This is a genomic window from Streptosporangium sp. NPDC006007, from assembly GCF_040614315.1.
In the GTDB taxonomy this organism is placed as follows: Bacteria; Actinomycetota; Actinomycetes; order Streptosporangiales; family Streptosporangiaceae; genus Streptosporangium.
The window spans coordinates 229,512-249,194 of record NZ_JBEXUG010000003.1; the positions used below are offsets into that span (position 1 = coordinate 229,512).

The 19,683-nt window shown below is 67.4% G+C and carries 18 protein-coding genes; 9 read left to right on the forward strand and 9 right to left on the reverse strand.

Annotation, left to right across the window (positions count from 1 at the left end):
- Positions 1–10: 10 nt before the first annotated feature.
- From tgmC to ABZ194_RS04000, 6 genes are all read right to left on the reverse strand, one after another.
- Positions 11–1,168 carry an ATP-grasp peptide maturase system methyltransferase gene (tgmC, locus tag ABZ194_RS03975; RefSeq protein WP_355592018.1) on the reverse strand — a complete coding sequence of 386 codons (1,158 nt, stop codon included), beginning with the start codon at positions 1,166–1,168 and terminating at the stop codon, positions 11–13.
- A complete protein-coding gene (gene tgmB, locus ABZ194_RS03980; RefSeq protein ID WP_355592020.1) occupies positions 1,165–2,109 on the reverse strand; it encodes an ATP-grasp ribosomal peptide maturase in 945 nt (314 codons plus the stop codon). Before tgmB ends, tgmC begins: the two co-directional genes overlap by 4 nt.
- Positions 2,109–2,381 (reverse strand): putative ATP-grasp-modified RiPP, encoded by a 273-nt coding sequence (tgmA, locus tag ABZ194_RS03985; protein ID WP_355592022.1) that lies wholly within the window; start codon positions 2,379–2,381, stop codon positions 2,109–2,111. Before tgmA ends, tgmB begins: the two co-directional genes overlap by 1 nt.
- Before the next feature lie 324 nt (positions 2,382–2,705).
- Positions 2,706–3,029, reverse strand: coding sequence for a hypothetical protein (locus ABZ194_RS03990; protein WP_355592025.1), 324 nt, complete (start codon positions 3,027–3,029; stop codon positions 2,706–2,708).
- A gap of 214 nt (positions 3,030–3,243) precedes the next feature.
- Positions 3,244–3,585, reverse strand: coding sequence for a hypothetical protein (locus ABZ194_RS03995; RefSeq protein WP_355592027.1), 342 nt, complete (start codon positions 3,583–3,585; stop codon positions 3,244–3,246).
- A gap of 444 nt (positions 3,586–4,029) precedes the next feature.
- Positions 4,030–4,359 carry a hypothetical protein gene (locus tag ABZ194_RS04000; RefSeq protein WP_355592029.1) on the reverse strand — a complete coding sequence of 110 codons (330 nt, stop codon included), beginning with the start codon at positions 4,357–4,359 and terminating at the stop codon, positions 4,030–4,032.
- Between the two features lie 241 nt (positions 4,360–4,600).
- On the opposite strand from ABZ194_RS04000, the gene ABZ194_RS04005 reads away from it, so the two are divergent.
- The 5 genes from ABZ194_RS04005 to ABZ194_RS04025 all read left to right on the forward strand — a co-directional run bounded on the left by ABZ194_RS04005 (position 4,601) and on the right by ABZ194_RS04025 (position 9,767).
- The gene (locus tag ABZ194_RS04005; protein WP_355592031.1) at positions 4,601–5,947 is read left to right on the forward strand and encodes a hypothetical protein; all 1,347 of its coding nucleotides are present in this window, start codon (positions 4,601–4,603) and stop codon (positions 5,945–5,947) included.
- 530 nt (positions 5,948–6,477) lie between these two features.
- A complete protein-coding gene (locus tag ABZ194_RS04010) occupies positions 6,478–7,212 on the forward strand; it encodes a Clp protease N-terminal domain-containing protein (protein ID WP_355592033.1) in 735 nt (244 codons plus the stop codon).
- Between the two features lie 329 nt (positions 7,213–7,541).
- Positions 7,542–7,745 (forward strand): hypothetical protein, encoded by a 204-nt coding sequence (locus ABZ194_RS04015; RefSeq protein WP_355592035.1) that lies wholly within the window; start codon positions 7,542–7,544, stop codon positions 7,743–7,745.
- Positions 7,746–7,864: 119 nt separating this feature from the next.
- Positions 7,865–9,166 (forward strand): ATP-binding protein, encoded by a 1,302-nt coding sequence (locus ABZ194_RS04020; RefSeq protein WP_355592037.1) that lies wholly within the window; start codon positions 7,865–7,867, stop codon positions 9,164–9,166.
- Complete coding sequence (locus ABZ194_RS04025) at positions 9,144–9,767, forward strand: RloB family protein (RefSeq protein WP_355592039.1); 624 nt, start codon at positions 9,144–9,146, stop codon at positions 9,765–9,767. Before ABZ194_RS04020 ends, ABZ194_RS04025 begins: the two co-directional genes overlap by 23 nt.
- A 169-nt stretch (positions 9,768–9,936) precedes the next feature.
- Here ABZ194_RS04025 and ABZ194_RS04030 read toward each other — a convergent pair whose 3' ends face one another.
- Positions 9,937–10,407 carry a helix-turn-helix domain-containing protein gene (locus tag ABZ194_RS04030; RefSeq protein ID WP_355592041.1) on the reverse strand — a complete coding sequence of 157 codons (471 nt, stop codon included), beginning with the start codon at positions 10,405–10,407 and terminating at the stop codon, positions 9,937–9,939.
- Positions 10,408–10,483: 76 nt separating this feature from the next.
- On the opposite strand from ABZ194_RS04030, the gene ABZ194_RS04035 reads away from it, so the two are divergent.
- The 3 genes from ABZ194_RS04035 to ABZ194_RS04045 all read left to right on the forward strand — a co-directional run bounded on the left by ABZ194_RS04035 (position 10,484) and on the right by ABZ194_RS04045 (position 15,312).
- On the forward strand, positions 10,484–11,368 hold the full coding sequence (locus tag ABZ194_RS04035) for an ABC transporter ATP-binding protein (protein ID WP_355592043.1): 885 nt from the start codon (positions 10,484–10,486) through the stop codon (positions 11,366–11,368).
- Positions 11,365–12,939 carry an ABC transporter permease gene (locus tag ABZ194_RS04040; RefSeq protein WP_355592045.1) on the forward strand — a complete coding sequence of 525 codons (1,575 nt, stop codon included), beginning with the start codon at positions 11,365–11,367 and terminating at the stop codon, positions 12,937–12,939. The genes ABZ194_RS04035 and ABZ194_RS04040 overlap by 4 nt, the downstream gene beginning before the upstream one ends.
- Positions 12,940–13,350: 411 nt before the next feature.
- Positions 13,351–15,312 (forward strand): acetoacetate--CoA ligase, encoded by a 1,962-nt coding sequence (locus tag ABZ194_RS04045; RefSeq protein WP_355592047.1) that lies wholly within the window; start codon positions 13,351–13,353, stop codon positions 15,310–15,312.
- 22 nt (positions 15,313–15,334) lie between these two features.
- Here the strand turns inward: ABZ194_RS04045 and ABZ194_RS04050 are convergent, their stop codons facing one another.
- Both ABZ194_RS04050 and ABZ194_RS04055 read right to left on the reverse strand, forming a co-directional pair.
- Entirely contained in the window at positions 15,335–15,973 is a 639-nt protein-coding gene (locus ABZ194_RS04050) for a GNAT family protein (protein ID WP_355592050.1), read from the reverse strand.
- Positions 15,974–16,072: 99 nt separating this feature from the next.
- Positions 16,073–17,536 carry an FAD-binding oxidoreductase gene (locus ABZ194_RS04055; RefSeq protein WP_355592052.1) on the reverse strand — a complete coding sequence of 488 codons (1,464 nt, stop codon included), beginning with the start codon at positions 17,534–17,536 and terminating at the stop codon, positions 16,073–16,075.
- 255 nt (positions 17,537–17,791) lie between these two features.
- Between ABZ194_RS04055 and ABZ194_RS04060 the strand changes: the two genes are divergently transcribed.
- On the forward strand, positions 17,792–18,553 hold the full coding sequence (locus tag ABZ194_RS04060) for a TetR family transcriptional regulator (RefSeq protein ID WP_355592054.1): 762 nt from the start codon (positions 17,792–17,794) through the stop codon (positions 18,551–18,553).
- Positions 18,554–19,683: the final 1,130 nt, after the last annotated feature.

Genomic DNA, 19,683 nt, shown 5'->3' on the forward strand with positions numbered 1-19,683 from the left:
GGTGGGCCGTTCAGGCTGGAAGGTTCCAGCTCGGCCCGTCGGGGTCGCCCAGCCAGACGTATTGGCGGTCTCTGGTGACGGTGAGCCCGAATGCCGACTGGTGGGGGGAGCCGGCCTCCTGCCAGGTCAGGATGGCGTCCTCGACCGCGTCCCACAGCCGCAGCGGGCCGTGCTGGCGTACCGTCCACCCGCCTTGTGGGTCGGCTTCGGTGCCGGCCTGTGAACCGGTGGCCACATCCAGGAGAATCACTGCGTCGCCCTTGCCGAGTTTCATCGCCGACGGCGCGGCCAGTTGCCCCACGAACAGCCCGGCTTGATCGTCCAGGATGTTTGGGTCGACGCGGCTCGCCCGTTTCTCGCCCCTGAGATATGGAGAGGCCAGCGGGGGCGAGTCGTGCGGACGGGCGATCATGAAGTAGACATCGTCTTTCAGGAACCGGCCGCTGGCGGTGCCGTCGTCGGTGAGGGTGAGATGCGCGAACGCGCTGCCGTGCATCCAGCCGGACAGAGGGGCGGTGATGGTGCCGCCGTCACGGACCTGCCACATCCATGGGAACGGGATGAAGCGGACGGAGCAGGTGGCGATCAACCGGTCGTATTCGGCGTTCTTGTCGTATCCGTTCAGGCCGTCGCCGATCACCAGCGTGGGTGCGTATCCGGCGGCGGTAAGGGCCTGCCGAGCTCGACCGGCCACGACCGGGTCGTATTCGATGGAGGTCACGGCGCTGTCGCCGAGCCGATGACACATCAGCCCCGCTGAGTAGCCGGTGCCGGTGCCGACCTCTATCACCTTGTCGCCGTCGGTGATCCGCGCGGCCTCCAGCATCTGCACGACCAGGCCGGGCAACGTCGAGGAGGAAGTCGGTATCCCCCGCAGGATGCCGTGACCGTTCTCGACCATGTCCCTGTCGATCTGGGTCACCCATGTGGTGTCGCTGTAGACCAGCCGTAGCCACTCGTCGTCGGAGACATCGTCGCGGTGCGTCACCTGCCATCGGCCGCCATACTCCGTGGCTCCGGCGATCGCCCCGCCGACGAACAGCTCACGGGGGACGCTTTCTACCGCTTTCCGCCACGCCGGGTCGTTCAGGGAGCCCGCTTGGACGAGTTGGCGGGCCAGAGAACGGCGGAGCCGCGCCGCCAGGTCAGAGGTGTCGTCCGCGGTCACGTTGGTTTCTCCAGAAGCAGGTCGGCGACGGCGGCGGAGATAGGGAGTCCGGTGACCTCCTCCAGCCATCCCCATTGGCCGTTGGGATTGCACTCTAGGAACACCGGAACATCATCGTTGGTGAACGCGAAGTCGAACGCGCCAAAACGTAGGCCGAGATCTTCCAGGTAGGTGTGGCAGTGATCGGCCAGACCGGGAGGAGGCTCGATCACCGTGTAAGAGAGACGATCGTAGTCCTGCCGCCAGTCAAGAAGATCCGAGTCGATCCGGACGCAGAACACCTGCTCTCCAATGACGGTCACCCGAAGGTCGGCGACCTTGTCAATGCGTACCTGGAAAAGATGCGCGGTCTGGCTAATGGTGCCGTCCAGTTCCCCGGGTTCGACCTGGGTCGTCCAGATGGTGGCAGGCTCACCGTTGGGGTCGGTGCAGGGGGTGGCCCTTAGTGGCTTATAGATGATCGGGCCGTGCTTGGTGGCGAACGCGTGGGCGTCGTCCACTCGGTTCGTGATCAGTGTGGCGGGCACGTCGAATCCGACCCGACGCGCGGTGGTGAGCTGGACAGGCTTGTACTCGGCCGCAGCGATCGCCCATGGGTGGCTGACGTATGGGCATGGTAGAGCTGCGAGGACTCCGCCGACCCCGAAGCGGGCCTGCGTTCCAGCAAATCGCTCGACGTGTGACGAACTATCGGACAAGTAGGGGGTGGGCCGCCGATAGTAGACGGCCCGTACCTGGTTCAGGTCGATGTCCCGTGACGTGGTGATCAGCCGACTACGCGGCTGGTCTGTGAACCATGTGGAGAACTCTGCGGCGGCCGGAAAATCGACCCCGGGGTCGAACCGAACCACCTGCGCGTCTCGCGCGTTGAGATGGCCGATCACCATGTCCGCAGTCGAGTCCTCCAATCGGGTGAGGACCAACACCATCTCGTCTGCCATCAGTCGTCGCTGTAGTCAGTGATGGTGATCTCGTCTGAATCCTGGGGACTCTTGCCATCGCCTCCTCTGCCGGTCGTTTCCCTCTTGCTGGTCTCCCTGTTGGTGCCGTGCTTGCCTGCCTCGATGATCTGGCCGGTCTTCTCGTCACGGTAGATGCCGATCTGAGTGTCCGGATCGAGTTCAACGCTGAATGGATTGACGGGCGTAGCCGCTGCGGGTGGAAACGGGGCCGATCGTGTGAGGCCCCACGGTTGTCTGTGCCGGCTGCCCATGGTCGTCCTTTCCTCGCGTGTCCGGGAGTAGGGGAGTGGAGGCGTCCTCACGAAGGGAGGACGGGTGCGATGACCGGGAGGGACGGCTCTTCGCCCATCACGGTACTTATAGAGGCCCTGGATTTTGGCGTGTTTCGAGGAAGTGGTGGGAGCCGGTCAAGTGCCATCCCCGGTCAACTCGCGCCGGGTCCGCGTGCTGGCTCTTCTGGGTCCCCGAAACCCATGGGGCGGGGGAAGCGCCCTCGGTCTCTCACTTGTACGACGGTAGGGGCTCCAGGTAATCAAATGTTACTGACGGTGAGCGGTCATGTTCCCTGCGGGTTCTCACCCTGTCGGCCGCTGGTTGTGCTGGTAGGGAGGTGGGTGGCGGGGGCCGCCGGGTGGTGGGTGGTGGAGTTCGGTCTGTTGGATGAGGTTGATGAGGTCGTGGGGGTTTCGGGTTTCGATGGGTTCGGGGTGGGTGGTGATCCAGCAGGGGAAGGCCCAGTAGCGGCGGGCCCAGGGGCGCCAGAGGATGGCCCAGCCGGGGTTGCGGGCCTCCAGGTTGCGGGCGGTGTCGGCCGAGCCGGGCCCAAGGCCCGAACCGGAGCTGGGGTCGGGGGTGAGGTCGGGGTTGTGACTGGGGGTGGGGGTGTCGGGGGCGGGCATGGCCTCTCCGGTGGTTGGGCGGGGGCTGGTTTTGTGTGGGGTGGTGGGGTGGTGCGGGCCGGTTGAGTGCCACCCCTGGGACCGGCCCGCACCTGACCTTTCCGCGTGTCCCGTCCTTTCGGTGTCCCTGGGGCGCGCGGAAAGGGGGCGCGGCGACGGTGGTGGGAGGTGGCCCCCCACTGGGCCGGTTTCCCGCCGGGCCGCCGCGCCGGTCTTATCGCGTGGGGTTCGCCGTCGTGCCGGTCGTGTGGGTCGTGGTGAGGCGGTTGGCGATGTGGACGGCGATCTGGTCGACCTGGGTGGTGGGGGCGTGTTCGGCGCGTTCGCCGGGGCGGGCGGACCAGAAGAAGGTGTGGCCGGTGGGGTCGGTCCAGATGGTGAGGTCGTTTTTGACGTGCAGGCGGGGCAGGCCGTCGTCGTAGGCGGTGGAGGTGTGGACGCCGTTGTGGTGCAGGGCCTGTTGCAGGCGGCCGACGGCGGCGACGGCGGTGGCGCGCGGCCGGTGGAGGGCCGCGTCCGGGGGTGGGGCTGCCGGGGGGAGTGGGAAGGAGATCACGGTCGGCTCCTTTGCCGATGCGGTGTGGGCGGGGTGGTGCTGGGGGTGAGGGGGTGGTCGGCTCCGTTGCCGGTGGGTGGGAGTGTGGCCCCAGGAGCACCTGCCCGGTTCCCCCCGTTTGTCGGCTGGGCGGGGGGAGTGGGTGGGGTGTTCCCGGGGCCACCGGGAGCGGCGGGCCTCCGCTGTGGCCCCCTGCCTTCGTGCCGGGGAAGCGGGCGGGGGGTCACGGTGGCGGATGGGGCCCGCCGCAGGTTTGTGGCCGGGGTACGGAGGCCGGCGGCCTGGAGGCGTGTCGCCAGGTGATCGAGGGCGCGGGCTCGATCGCCGGTCCGCCGGGGGAGCGGGAAGAGAAGGCGGTGAGGCGGCGGCCGTACGGCTGTCACCTCACTGGCCGGTCACCGTGGTCTGGGGCCTGGGTCCGTTCGGTGGCGACGGGTGGCGGGGTCACTGGGGAAGTGGGTCGCGATACTCGGGGGCCTCGTCCGGGGGAGGTTGGGCGGCCAGCTGTCTGGCGAGCCGTTCGGCGGCCAGGTGCGGGGTGCGGTACAGCGCCAGCCGGGGTCTGCCGCGGCGGCCGGGTCCCTGGGTCGTCCACCAGATGAACTCGCCGTCGGTGCGGACGAGCAGACCGGGGGCAACCGAGACCGCGACACGGCCGGAGGCGAGTACGTGGGCGTCCGTCTGGTGGCCGTGCTCCAGCAATGCGTCCTGAAGCCGCGCGGCGGTGACGACGGCCTGTCGGCGTCGATGGCCGGTCGGCATCACGCCCTGCACGGCCGATGTTCGATCGGAGGCGATTGGAGAAGCTGCGGCCGGTGGGGATGACGGAGAGTGCATACTCTTAGTGAACGCCCGGTGACAGCGGCAGGGAAGGGGATGTCAGACGCCTTCCGTTGCCTTCCGGTTGCTCACCGTTGCTTCGCGCCGACATGGTCTTCGCATTCGGTTGCCAGAAGGCGGACTGGGACCACACCTCCAAGATGTGATCACGGCCTCAGGGGAGGCGGGAGAGTACGTGAACGTCACAGTAGACAGTCATCCGCTCACCGTGCTGCTCGCTCGCAACCGCTGGACTGCGGTCATGTTCCTGAAGCGGGTTGCTGATCGCCATCACGCCCGGGGAGACGGCGCAATCGCCACTCGCAAAGAGAAGGTCTCCCGCTGGATCTCGGGAACCGTTCCGGAGATCACCGTCCAACTCGCCATGGCCGAGGTGTTCAGCGTGGACCTGCGGGAGGTTCATCATCGAGGCTGGCCAGACTGGCTTTTGCTGGCGTTTAGTGACGATCGCACGATTTTGGAATCCCCTTGGGCTCCGGTGGGTACGGTGAAAGCACTGGAGAACGTAGGAGGGCCATTGGATCGACGGGGCTTTCTGATCGCTTCGACAAACACACTGGCCGCCATGGTCGCCCAGTGGGCCACAGCCCCATCAGCCACCGCGAGCACATCAGGACGCCGTATCGGTCAGCAGATCGTCACCCTGTTCGACGCCCGACTGGACACCTTACGACGCCTCGACGACCAAGCCGGCTCCAACCAGGCGTATGACGCGGCGACCGTCGAATTACGCCTGATCACCAGAACTCTGAGGGAATCCTCATACACGGAGAACACCGGCCGCAGCCTGTATGCCTCCGCAGCGGAAGCATCGCGAGTGGCCGGTTGGTGCGCCTACGATGCCGGGCACAATGCGGCGGCCGAGCGGCATTTCGTCACTGCGGTTCGGGCTGCGGCCAGCTCCGGAAACGACACGGTCGGAGCCACTGTTCTGGCATTCTGGGCCAATCTTCGCTATGCCAATGGTGATTCGCGCGGCGCTCTCGATCTCGTAAACGGTGCCTTGGTCTCCGCCCGGAAGATTTCCTCTCCTCGGGTGCTGGCCATGCTTCATGCGCGCCGTGCCCGCGCTCACTCCAAAGCCGGAGAGGCGGTCGCCGCCTATCAGGCGGTTGACGCCGCGCTCGCTGCCTATGATCGGGCGGGTCCGGCATCCGACGACCTGCCCGCCATGTACTGGGTGACCGCCGGTGAACTGCACCAAGTCGCGGCCAGTGCTGCGCTGTCCCTGGGCGAACCTCGACGTGCCCTGGATCACTTCGATGCTGCTCTGTCGCAGGATGACCCCTACGACCTCAACACGGAAGCCCGTGGTACATCCATCTACCTGGCGCGGAAAGTGGAGGCGTACCTCGCACTCGGCGACATCGACGCCGCGTTGGAGGCCGCCTACCAGGTCCTCGACCAGATGAGTGGGGTCGAATCCGCCCGAGCCTCCAATACGTTGGCTGACCTGAACGCCGAACTGCGTAACCATCAGCACATCCGCGCTGTTCAGGAGTTCCTCGGGTTGACCGCATAGCGTTCGCGATAGCCTCTGAGGCCGGAAAGCTGGCATAAAATACGACAGAGTTTGTCTTCTGGAAGATAACGCATTCGAGGCCGCATTCCGGAGCGGGTTCTTCTCGCCGAGGGAAGGAAACTGTGTGCGTTGACCGCCTGATCAATACCTCTCACTCAGCAGGGTAGGGAGCTCCTGGCGCGAATCCGCCCGGTGGTTTCTCGCCCTGCTGTCGTCCTACGGTATAAACCGTCAGGAGTGAGCCGTTTTCGCGCGCCCTACACCGGGCCCGCTTTACCGGCGGTGCGAGTATTCGATGAGCGGCTGCTGGCGGCGACTCTATCGTGCCCAGCGGCCTGCCCATTGGTGTCCTGCGCGATGAGAAGTTCGGTTTCCCGTTTCACGGTGATACTCGGCTCGATGAGGCGTTCGGAGGAACTTCGCGTGCCGGTGTTCGGCCGGAAGACGGGGGTGAGCCGTCGGGGTGGCGTGATCCACATATCGTCAACCTGAGGTTGACGATACGTGGATCGTCAACCTATGGTTGACGCATGACGGATCCAACGCGCAGGACGCATCCCATCCGCCTCGACGACCTGATCGAGGCCATCAAGAAGGCGCACTCCGACGCCCTTGACCAGCTCTCCGACGCGGTCATCGCCGCGGACCACCTCGGCGACGTGGCCGACCATCTGATCGGCCACTTCGTCGACCAGGCGCGACGCTCGGGCGCGTCCTGGACCGACATCGGCAGGAGCATGGGGGTCACCAAGCAGGCGGCTCAGAAGCGCTTCGTCCCCAAGGGGCCCGGCGAGGTGTCGGACCTCGATCCCAGCCAGGGGTTCAGCCGGTTCACCCCGCGGGCGAGGAACGTCGTCATGGCGGCGCACAACGAGGCTCACGCGGCGAGCAACAGCGAGGTCCGCCCCGAGCACCTGGCACTGGGGCTGCTGAGCGAGCCGGACGCGCTTGCCGCGAAGGCGATCGTCGCGCAGGGCGTGTCACTGGAGACCGTCCGGCAGGCCGTGGCCGCGACGCTGCCGCCGGCGGCGGATCAGGTGCCCGAGGTCATTCCGTACGACTCGGGGTCACGGAAGGCGCTGGAACTCACGTTCCGGGAGGCCCTGCGGATGGGGCACAACTACGTCGGGACCGAGCACATCCTGCTCGCACTGCTGGAACTCGAAGACGGCGCGGGCGTGCTCGCCGGCCTCGGTGTCGACAAGGCGACCGCCGAGGCCAACATCACCGCCGCCCTGGCCGCCATCCTCGCGGCCCGGGGATAGCGGTACCCCTCAGCGGCCTGGTCGCGGCCAGCCGACCTTGGATGGCACCGTACGAGATGGCCGTACGGGACAAGAGGCCGACCTCGGGCATCCGGAACCTGGCCCTTGGGGGCCCGGGCCGGTCGTTCTCATCCACCAGGTCACCGCTTACCGCCCGTGGATGAGCCCGCGCTTCGTCTGCGGACTTGAACGGACGGGGCGAGGGGAAGCCGGACTTGGAGGGTACGGCTCGGCGACATCGTCGGTGGGCGTGCCGTCCGGTCAGGCGTTGGCGAGCCGCCGCTCGAACCCCTTGGGGTCGGCGGCCCAGGTCCGCCACGCCTGCCCTTATGAACCGGTCGGCGGCTCATTCGCTGCTGACGACCCTGCCACCACTGCCGCACCTGCCCGCCGAGCAGTCACAGGCGCACGGCGGGCTGAGCGCCACCCTGGCGATGCTGGCGGCCTTGGAAAACGGGGCACATCAGGGGCTACGTCACCGGACACACGCCCGGCGAGGTCACTACCGGCGACGACGCCTCAGAGACCACTAAGTAAAGCTGGAGTACTAAGGAATGATGTGATTTGATGGCCGCAGGGCTACAGGCTGATACTTGCAAGTCACTTGCACAGAACAGGATGTAGCCCCAGAAAACAAGAGGGTGATCATCAGATGTTGCTGAGCTTTCGTTTTGCTAATCATCGTTCGTTTCGGGATGAACAGCAGCTTAACCTGCTACCAGCGTACGAATCGGATTATCCAGACGACATTCACGCACTTCCGGTAGTGGGGATTTTTGGCGCCAATGCATCTGGAAAATCGAACACCATCGGCGCCCTTGTCGATATGCAGCGCCTGGCAATCTACTCGGATAGAGAGTCCGATCCCGATACGGGGGTGGAGCGTTCGCCGTATCGGCTTGATCCCGGAGTGGCGGTAGAGCCTTCTCGGTACGTTGTTGACTTGATGATTGAAGGGATACGTTATACGTATGGATTTGCGCTTGACGACAACGAAATTCTAGAGGAATGGCTGTACAGTTATCCGCTAAAGCGACGGCGGGTCATCTTTGAGCGAAATGGGAGCGCTTTTCATTTCGGAGAAGAGGCGCAACGAACTCCATTGGACAGGGTGGTCGAAATAACGGCACCCAATGCGCTTTTCTTGACGATCGCAGCCCGCGCTCGACAGGAACCGGTAATCCCTGTGTTCAACTGGTTCTACCGAAATGTTAAGGTCAGTCTTCAGCAGTCACACTTCCTTAGTCAGCGAAACCTGTCAAGATATATCGAACGACTGGAAGACAAAAGGCGAAAAGAGATTGTCATAGATCTCGTCCGTGCTGCGGACCTTGGCCTTCAGGATGTACTGCTAAGCGCCCCCTCTGATTCAGAGCAGGAGCAACCAGATCTAGATTTCCTCTCCGGGAGAGAGGCTCTGGGGCCAGGCTACCGAATGGTACGGGGCAATGGGCGTCGTCTCCTTTTTAGTCACACGGGGGCGCAGGGCGAGGTTTTTCTGGAGTGGACTGATCAATCGACGGGAACTCGCCAGCTTTTCGATCTCGCACTCAAGGCGGAGAGTGTATTACACGGCGGCTCACTGCTTCTCGTGGACGAGATCGACTCCAGCCTTCATCCTGTACTGACGGCTAGTCTTATCAGACTGTTTCAGAACTTCGAGGTTAATAAAAAAGGTGCACAACTTATATTGACTACACATGATTCAACGCTTTTGGGCTCTCTTGAGGGCAGCGATATCCTGTGTAGGGACCAGATCTGGTTTACGGAGAAAGGGGATGACGGGGCATCGACTCTGTTTCCGCTGTCTGATTTTCATCCACGCAAGCAGGAAAATCGGCAACGCCGCTACCTCAACGGAAGTTACGGCGCCATTCCGATTGTCTCGGATGAGCTATTTGTAAAGGCGTTAACGAGTAGGGGGGATGCGGGTGACCCCGAGGAGAGCTCCTAATGCCCACGCGCGCGGGGTCACACTGGGGGAGGGAAGGGAAACAGACCTGGGCCGCCGTAAAGCATTCAAGGACAGCGGCTCAACAATACTGGTTCTTTCCAATGGAAAGAATACCGAGAAGCAGTACCTTGGGGCACTGAAGCGAGAGAGGTGGGGGCAGCCATTTCATATCTCTTTTAAGAATTATGCGCCGCTGGCATTGGTTGACCACGGAATATCGGAGAAGATCAACTCTGGATACGATCACGTCTGGTGTGTTTGCGACGTGGATAATTTTAATGTGGCGGATGCCTTAAAAAAGGCTGATGTTTGCGGTGTTCGAATCGCACTCTCTGAACCCTGCTTTGAGGTATGGCTAATCCTCCACAAAGTGGACTGGAGGCGCTCCTTTCAAAATGCCAAGGAAGCGGAGCGGGAGCTCAAGAAAATTCTCCCAAAATGGGATAAGGCAAACTTGAAGATGGAAGATTTTCGGGCTGACATTGAGGTGGCAGCTCATCGAGCCAAAAAACTCGGAGAGCCCCCCAACAACAACCCTTCGAGTTCGATGTGGCAGCTCGTCGAGTTCCTTAAACTCGTAGATGAGAAGAATGTTAATTAAGTATTTTGTGTAAAAATGTCAGGGAATGGCGCTTTGCTTATTCTCTGATCTGGGCTGGACCCGGCCCCGTCGGAGTGGTTTTCCCTCGACAGGGGTCGCGCGCCCCGATCCGGTTTCCGGGTTGGGCCGGACGGGGCGAGCGCGGTGGTGACGGGCGGTCTGGCGGGGGTCAGTCCTGGGCGGCCTGTCGTTCCCGCCATTTCTCCATCATCAGCGGGACCTCGTCATGGCAGAAGATGAAGAAGTCGCGCATCTCGGCTATGGCGCGGCCGGAGCGGGTGTCGGGGCCGCCGAGGGCGGCCACCCCCTCGTCGGCGGCGTCGGCGATGGACTTGAGCCGGTTCATCTTGGTGAGGCTGGCCTCCCACCAGGACTCGTTGGCCAGGCGGTAGAGGTCGCGCCGGGAGCCGGGCACCGGCTCCCGGCGGAGCAGGCCGCTGTCGGTGAGATACCGTACGGCGCCGGAGACGGCGCCGGAGCTGACGTCGAGCCGCTCGGCCAGGTCGAGGGCGCTGAGCGTGTCCTCCTCCGCGGTCATCACGGCGAACAGCACGCGGGCCGCCATCGGCGGGAACCCCCAATCGGACAGCTGCCGGCTCATGCGCTCCACGAACTGGCGCACGGCCTCCTCGTCTCGCATCGGTCCACCTCCCGGGCGTCAAGAATCCGTATTTATTACTTTCACGTGCGTCTGAAGTCTCTGTACAGTCTAAAGCATGAGTAACGTCATCTCCGTGTCCGGCGTGACGAAGAGCTTCGGCCGGACACGCGCACTGGACGGCCTGGACCTTGAGGTCCAGCCTGGTGAAGTGCATGGCTTCCTGGGCCCGAACGGCTCCGGGAAGTCGACCACGATCCGCGTCCTGCTCGGCCTGCTCCGGGCCGACTCCGGCGCGGTTCGCCTACTGGGCGGCGATCCCTGGAAGGACGCCGTCGAGCTCCACCGCCGTCTGGCCTACGTGCCCGGCGACGTCACCCTCTGGCCCAACCTGTCGGGTGGCGAGGTCATCGACCTGCTCGGGCGGCTGCGCGGAGGGTTCAACGAGGCCCGTAAGAAGGACCTGATCGAGCGGTTCGACCTGGACCCGAGGAAGAAGGGGCGGGCCTACTCCAAGGGTAACCGGCAGAAGGTCGCCCTGGTCGCCGCGCTCGCCTCCGACGTGGAGCTGCTGCTGCTGGACGAGCCGACCTCCGGCCTGGACCCGCTGATGGAGGCGGTCTTCACCGACTGCGTCGCCGAGATCCGCGCGCAGGGCCGTACGGTGCTGCTCTCCAGCCACATCCTGGCCGAGGTCGAGAAGCTGTGCGACCGGGTGAGCATCATCCGCGACGGCCGTACGGTCGAGACCGGCACGCTGGCCGAGCTGCGCCACCTGACCCGCACGTCGATCACCGCCGAGCTGGCCACCCCGCCCAACGGGCTGCACGGTGTCCACAAACTGCGCGTCAACGGCAACCGGGTGGACTTCGAGGTCGACACCGGCCGGCTGGACGAGGTGCTGCGGCAGCTGTCGGACTCCGGCGTGCGCTCGCTCACGAGCCGGCCGCCGACCCTGGAAGAGCTGTTCATGCGCCACTACCAGAGTGAGCCGGTCCGATGACCGGCACCGGCGCGCTCGTCAGGCTGATCCTGCGCCGAGACCGGGTGATCATGCCGCTCTGGGGGCTGATCCTGGCCGTGCTGCCGATCAGCCAGACCACGGGCATCGCCAAGCTCTACACGACCGATCAGGCGCTGCGGCAGTTCGCCGCCGCCTTCGCCGGCCCGGCGCTTGAGGCGCTCTACGGCCCGGTCACGCACTGGAACGCCGCCGCGCTGGGCGTGTGGCGTGCCGGATTCACCCCCGTGCTGCTGGGCCTGGCCAGCCTGCTCACGGTGATCAGGCACACCCGGGTGGAGGAGGAGGCCGGCCGCCGCGAACTGCTCGGCTCCACCGTGCTCGGCCGGCACGCGGGGCTGTCGGCCGCGCTGATCGTGACGGCGTCGGCCAACCTGGTCGTCGCGCTGATCATCATGGTCTCCTTCACCAAGCAGGGGTACCCGGCCTCCGGCGCGATCGCCACCGGCCTGGGTTATGCCATGGTCGGCATGGTGTTCGCCGCCGTGGGCGCGGTCGCCGCGCAGCTGACCGAGAGCGCGGGCGGCGCCCGCGCGATCGCCCTCTCGGTGCTCGGTGGCACCTACCTGCTGCGGATGGCGGGCGACTCGACCGGCGCCTCGGGGCTGTCCTGGCTGTCGCCGATCAGCTGGGGCCAGAAGCTGCGCCCCTTCGCCGGTGAGGTCTGGTGGCCCCTGGCCCTGTCGCTCGCGGTGCTCGTGGTGCTGTCGTCCGTCGCCTACGTCCTGGCCGGGCGGAGAGACGTCGCGGCGGGTCTGCTGCCGCCGCGCCTCGGCCCGGCGCGGGCGGCCCCCGGCTTCGCCTCCCCACTGGCGCTGGCCTGGCGGCTGCACCGTGGGGCGCTGCTCGGCTGGAGCGCGGGCTTTATCCTCTTCGGCCTGGTGATCGGCGGCGCGGCGAAGACCGCGGCCGACGCGATGGCCGAGAACAGGCAGCTGATGGAGATGATGGCCAGGCTGGGCGGCACCACGAACGTGGCGGACGTCTTCATCGCGGGCGTGCTGAGCATCTTCGGTATCGGCGCCTCCGGCTACGCCGTACAGGCCGCGCTGCGGATGCGCACCGAGGAGACGCTCATGCGCGCCGAGCCGATCCTGGCCGTCGCGGTGAGCAGGGCCGGCTGGATGGCGAGCCACCTGGTGTTCGCGCTGCTCGGCCCGGTCGTGGTGCTGGTGGTCCTCGGATTGGCGGTCGGGGTCGCCTACGGCGCCGGCGCCGACGACCTCGCCGGTCAGCTGCCCAGGGTGCTGGGCGCGACGCTCGCGCAGCTGCCCGCGGTGTGGTCCCTGGCCGCCCTGGCGGTCGCGCTGTTCGGCCTGCTGCCGAGGCTGGTCGCCGGGGCATGGGCGGCGCTGGCGGTGTTTCTCCTGTTCGGTCAGGTCGGCGCGTTGCTGGACCTGCCCCAGGCGCTGCTGGACCTGTCGCCCTTCAGTCACCTGCCCAAGCTCCCCGGCGGGGAGGTGACGGCGTCGCCGCTGCTCGCGCTGACGGCGATCGCCGCCGCGCTGGTGGCCGCGGGCCTGTACGGCTTCCGCCGCCGCGACGTCGGCTGACGGGTCGGCCGGCCGGACGACGGACCGGGCCGCCGGGGGCGAGGACCCATCACCCCTGAAAGCCAGGCGACCGAAGCATGAATTCAGACGGGCGGCGGCTGCGCGTACACGCTTTGGAATGAGGCGCATCGAGGCTGTGCGGGTGACAGCGGATACCCAGATCGTCGGGAAAGCTGACGACGGTCTCGATGTGGAGGTGTTTTCAGCGGGTGTTGACTGACCTCGTGCCCCGGGACCGCTTGGGCCTGCTCGTGGCTCTCCTGCCTTTCCCGGTGCCGAGCCCTTAACCGGTAGGGCGGTCGAGGGCTCGGCTCGGGGGTGGGGAACCTGCGTGGCCGGTCCACATCGGGGGCTTCGGGGGTGTGTGGCCCCGGGGATGACATTCCGGTGGGGCGCCGAGAGGATGGGGCCATGGTTGAGGAAGGCGCGCTGCTGTGGGAGCCCACTCCGGAGATCGTGGAGAAGGCCAAGGTCACCCGCTATCTGGAGTGGCTCGGCCGGCCCGTTGACTACCAGGCCCTGTGGGAGTGGTCGGTGGAGGCCCCGGCCGAGTTCTGGACGTCGATCTGGGACTACTTCGGCGTCGTGGGGGAGCGCGGTGACGGACCCGTCATGTCCGGGACGATGCCCGGCGTCGAGTGGTTCGCCGGGGCGAGGCTGAACTACGCGGCCAACGCGCTGCGCCGGGCCGCCGACGACCCCGGCCGACCGGCGGTGATCTTCCGTGGCGAGGTGGGCGGGCGCCGTACGCTCACCCTGGGCGAGCTGGCCGAGGAGGTCGCGCGGGTCCGGATGGGGCTCGCCGGGCTGGGGGTCGGCCGGGGGGACCGGGTCGCGGCCTACGCGCCGAACGTGCCCGAGACGCTCATCGCCTTCCTCGCCACCGCCTCCCTGGGGGCCGTCTGGTCCTCCTGCTCGCCGGACTTCGGCGCGCCCAGCGTGATCGACCGTTTCACCCAGATCGAGCCGAAGGTGCTCATCGCGGTCGACGGCTACGCCTACAACGGCAAGTGGTTCGACCGGGTCCAGGTGGTTCAGGACATCGCCGCCAAGCTGCCGGGGCTGGCCGCGCGGGTGCGGATGCCCGGCCCGGACGTCTCCGGCGAGGACGGGCCGTCGTCGGGCGGAGGCCGTACGGTGGACTGGGCGGACCTGCGGGCCACGGCCGGACCGCTCGCCTTCGAGCCGGTGCCCTTCGGCCACCCGCTCTGGGTCGTCTACTCCTCCGGCACCACCGGGCTGCCCAAGCCGATCGTGCACGGCCACGGTGGTGTGGTGCTTGAGCACCTCAAGGCGCTCTCCTTCCATCAGGACCTGGGCGAGGACGACGTCTTCTTCTGGTACACCACGACCGGCTGGATGATGTGGAACTACCTCGTCGGCGGCCTGCTGACCGGTTCGGCGGTGCTGCTCTACGACGGGGCGGCCACCTACCCGGAGACCGACGCGCTGTGGCGGCTGGCCGCCGAGGAGGAGGTCACCTACTTCGGGACCGGCGCGCCGTACCTCGTCGCGTCCATGAAGGCGGGGCTGCGGCCCTCCGGGCTCACCGCGCTGCGTGGTCTCGGCTCCACCGGCTCGCCGCTGCCGCCCGAGGGGTTCGCCTGGGTGCACGAGGCGCTGCCGGAGGTCCAGCTCGGCTCGTTCTCCGGCGGCACCGACGTCTGTACCGGCTTCGTCGGCGCGGTTCCGCTGCTCCCGGTCCGCGCGGGTGTCATCCCGTGCCGCTGCCTGGGGGCCAAGGTCGAGTCGTTCGGCCCGTCGGGCACGCCGGTGGTCGGCGAGGTGGGTGAGCTGGTGCTGACCGTGCCCATGCCGTCGATGCCGGTCATGTTCTGGAACGACCCCGACGGGACGAGGTACCGGGAGAGCTACTTCGCCGACTATCCGGGCGTCTGGCGGCACGGCGACTGGATCAAGATCCTCCCCGATGGCGGCTGTGTGATCTACGGCCGCTCCGACTCCACCCTCAACCGGGGCGGCGTCCGGATGGGGACCAGCGAGTTCTACCGCGTGGTCGAGCGTTTCGAGGAGATCGCCGACAGTCTGGTGATCGACACCGGCCGGCTCGGCCAGGAGGGGCGCCTGCTGCTCTACGTCACCATGGTCGAGGGAGTCCCCCTGTCCGGCAAGCTGATCATGAGTCTGCGTAAGGCGCTAAAGGGGGAACTCTCCCCCCGCCACGTGCCGAACGAGATCATCGAGGTTCCCGGCATCCCCCGCACTCTCAGCGGCAAGAAGCTGGAGGTTCCCATCCGTAAGATCCTCCTCGGCATCCCGCCCGAGCGGGCCGCCAACCTCGACGCCATGGCCAACCCCGAGGTTCTGTCGTACTTCACCCCGGTGGCCGAACCTCCCGTCTCACCGGGGTGAGGTCCGGCGTCGCAGAGGCCGATCAGGCCGGGGCGGCGCCGAAGAGGGGGAGGCAGGGGGCGAGGCCGTGGATCTCGAACCCCGGCGGGGTGGTCCAGTCGTCGCGGGAGAGGCGCAGGCGGAGCGTCTCCACGGGTTCCCCCTGCCGGTTGTGGATCTGAACTCCGTCGCCGACGTAGCCGAGCCTGCGGGAGACCGCCAGGGAGGCGGGGTTGTCGGCGAACGCCCCGGAGGTGGCGTAGCGGGCCCCGAGGCCGTGAAAGGCCAGGTGGAGTACTGCCGCGCGCATCTCGGTGCCGATGCCCAGGCCGTGGAACCGGCGGCCGAGCCAGGAGCCGCTGGAGACCTCCCGGGTGACGGCGAAGTCGGCGCCCGCCAGCCCCTGGGTGCCGACGACCTGCCCGTCGAAGACCACGACGAAGGGGCAGTCCCACTTCTCCGGAGACCATGCGCCCCACTGGCGGAAGTGGAACTGAACGGTTCCCCGGGCCCGCTCGGCCGGCTCCCCCTCGCTCCAGGGCGTCAGGAACGGCAGGAGGCCCGGGGCGTGGACGCCCTCGGCGGCGCGGTCGCCGAGGGCGTCCAGGTCGTCGAGGGACGGAAGCCGGAGTTCGAGGCGAGGGGTGGTCACCCGGAGCCCGAAGAGTGGCCAGTTGCGCATGCCTTCGATCCTGCCGACCCGTCCCCGTGCGGGTCCACTCAATTACGGCCGGCAAGAGCGATTACGGCAGGTGAGATCCCCAGGCCCCCTCCGCCGCGTTCAGATGCCCTGGGGGAGGCGGAAGAGGCGGCCGGGGTCGTAGGCCGCCTTGACGCGGGCGAGGCGGGTGGCGTTGGCCCCGTAGTAGGCCGCGCGCCAGCCGCTCAGCTCGGGGTCGACGTAGTTGACGTAGGCGTGGTCGCCGAAGTGGGGGCGCATCGCGGCGTGCGCGTTCCTGGCCCATCCGGCCGCTCCGGCGCGGTGGGCGTAGTACTGGACGCTGTAGAGGGCACTCCGGTGCGGGAAGGCCGTCGCCTCGGGGCCGACCCTGCCGACCGCGCCGCCGAGGGCGTCCAGGAGCACCGTGTGGTTGCCAGGACGGGAGACCTCGGCGACCAGCGCCCTGGCGCCCGCCTCGGAGAGCGGGCGGTAGGCCATGTGCGACTTGCCGCGGAAGTTGTCCCGGCTGAGCCTGCCGTCGCGGGTCTGTCCCGGCAGGGAGCCCGGCCGGTGGCACTGGGAGACCGAGAGCGTGGAACAGCCCGCCATGATCATCATGGCGTGGCGGTGGGAGGTCTGCCGGACGAACGTGGTGGAGACCGGGCCGATCCGGTCCGCCAGCCGGTCGAGCAGACGCTCGCAGGCCGCTCTGTCGCCCAGGTAGAGCCCGCCGACCTGCACGTCCGTCCCGCCGTCGTTGCCGAGGTGCATCGTGGACCACATCTCGTCGGGTGTCGTGGGCATCCAGGACTGCCACGCCCGGAGCGCCCTGGCGGCCTTCGCCCACGGCCAGTGCAGGAAGAACACGGTGACCTCGCGGGTGGCGTGGGTCCGGAAACCGAAGGAGACCGCCACGCCGAGGTTGCCGCCGCCCCCGCCCCGCGAGGCCCAGTAGAGGTCCGGGTGGTGGTCGGCGTCGCAGGTCAGCAGCCGGCCGTCGGCCGTGACGAGCTGGACCGACTCCATCGCGTCGCAGGTCAGGCCGTACTTCCTGGACACCACGCCGATCCCGCCGCCCAGTGTCAGCCCGCTGACCCCCACCGTGGGGCAGGTCCCCGCCGGGATGCTCACCCCGCTCGCGGCGAGCCGGTCGTAGACGTCGACGAGCTTGGCGCCCGCGCCGACGGTCGCGCGCCCGGCGGTCCGGGTGACCTTGTTCATCCGGGAGACGTCGAGGACGAGGCCGGTCCCGGTCGACCAGCCGCCGTAGGAGTGGCCGCCCGAGCGTACAGCCAGCGGCACGTTCGTCCGGCGGGCGAAGTTCACACACTCCACCACGTCCGAGGGGTGGGCGCAGTAGGCCACGCCTGCCGGCCGTACCGCGTCGAAGGCCGGGTTGAACAGGCGGCGGGCCGTGTCGTAGACGGCGTCGCCGGGCCGGACGAGCCTGCCGTCCAGTCCCCGGCCCAGGGCGTTCCAGTCGGACGGGGCCGGGGCCGCCCAGGCGGGGGATCCGGCCCCCAGGGTCAGAGCGGCCAGGCCGCCGGCTCGAAGGAATGTCCGCCTGTCCGGAGCGGGCCGCATGATCGTCTCCCCGATGGGTTGGTATCGCCTGCCCGGTGAGACGGCCGGAGGGCCCGCTTGGTTGGTCACATTCGTATCACTTTGATGATGTGTGGATCTTTTGTCGGAAGAGTCGGTTCACCCGGGGGGACAGATCAGCTTTTATCGTCCCGGTCGCCCACTGTTGATCTCCCTCGGAGCCCCCATCGCTAACCGGTGGTCAGTAATGTCAGCCGGGTTGCCGACCGGCGGTCAGGGGAGCGCTAGGCTTGTCCCGTGGGCGAGACGACCTCACCGGACACCCGTGTGAGGATCCTGCGGGCGGCGCTCGACCTTTTCGCCCGGTACGGCTACCAGCGCACGCCGGTGCGGAGGATCGCCGAACGGCTGGGCCTGACCAAGACCGCGGTTCTCTACCACTTCCCCGCCAAGGCCGACATCCTGGCCGCGCTGGCCGAACCCCTGGTCCGCGACCTGGAGGCGGCCGTGACCGCCGCCGCCGGGCCGGATCCGCGAGAGGCGCGCCGGAAGGTGGTCGAGGGCGTGCTGGAGGCGTATCTCACCCACCGGCGGGTGCTGCGCCCGATCTTTCACGACCTCGCCTCGCTCACCGGGGATCCGGTCCTCCACCGCTTCGTCCGGGTCTCCGGCGAGGCGAGACGCCTGGTGGCGGGGCCCGATCCGGACCTGGCGGAGCGGGTGCGCGCGGCCCAGGCCGTCGCCATGCTCGGCGACCCGATCGTCCTCCTCGCCGGCACGCCCACCGAATCGCTGAGGCGGGAGGTACTGGCCGGCGTGCGCGGGCTGTTCGGCGAGGCCACCCGGGAGCACGGGGTGGCGGCAGCGGACCCCGGAGTCCCCCCGGAGCCGCGCCGCCGGACGGGCGGCAGGCCCGGCGTGATGAGCCCCGAGATGATCGACACCGCGCGGCGGATGCACGCGGGCGGCTCGCGCACCGCGGCGGAGATCGCCGCCGTACTCGGGGTGTCCCGCGCCACGGTGTACCGGCACCTGCCCCTCACCGACCCGCACCGCTGAGGCGTCCTCCGCCACCTGAGTGCCGCGCCGATCCGGCCCTTCGGGATCTCCGGGCCCGTCGCATCCCCTCGGCTCCCCCGGGGGAGGTGCCGGACGGCCCCTGGATTCGAGCGCCCTCGGCGGCCTTTTCGCGACACCGTTCTGAGACATCGTTCTGAGACGCCTTTTGAGATGTTTTTTTGAGACAGCACGCGAGTGGGAGCCGTACGTGGAACACTGCGGAGTCGTCGAGCCCACCCGTTGCGGGTTCGTACGGTTTGCGAGACATGCGGGCCTTCCACGGCCCTCGCCGGGCAGGGGTGACCCTGCGGTCCGTGCGGAGCCTGATCCCCTGGATCGGCTGCGTACCGGGCCTCCGGGATGGGCGGGCTTCCGAAGCCGCCGGGTGTCGTCGGGCCGGATCCTCCGGGACCTCGGCGACGACCGGACCACGTTGACGTTTTGCAGCTTTTCGGGTGGTATCAAGAGCGGCGGCATGCTTCGGTCAACGGGGATCGAGGTAGATGGCCGCTGGAGGTGTTGTGCCACGGGCCATGCCCGATGGGCGAGGTTTCGGCGAGCAGTGGGTGATTTCGTCCCATCGCTCCGGTCCGAGGGCTCCCCTGGGGCGGTTCGAGGTGCTTGGGACGATGAGACCGCCGGACCTCAGGGACCGGCCGGCTCGGCCCGGCGAGTTCCGCGGAACCGGGTTCCCCACGCCGGTGGGGAACGCGATCCGTCCGGGACACACCGGTGAGGCCCGGCAGGGGAGCACCGGTAAGACCGGACTCGCCCGGCGGTGCCACCGCCCCTCCCGGCCCACCATGTGGGATGCTTGTCTCACCGCCCTCTCCCAGCAAGGATCCGTCGCCCCCGACCGGGGGATCTTCGGTCCTGCGCTGACGGTGGCGAGGCACCGGGGGCCCATCACGACCCACGGCAACTGGCCGAAGACCGGCCCACCATGACAAGACCGCTGCCTATGGCGGACATGTCACACATTGGCCGGGTGACGTATCGGTATGAAGCTGGGTAGAGGTATTTCGACGGGGTGCCCTATCCGGCAGGGCGCGCACGCCCAATTCGCTTTCCCCGTCGTGGGAACGACGAGTTTCATCGTGAATCCCATCAAAATATGAAAAATCCCTCAC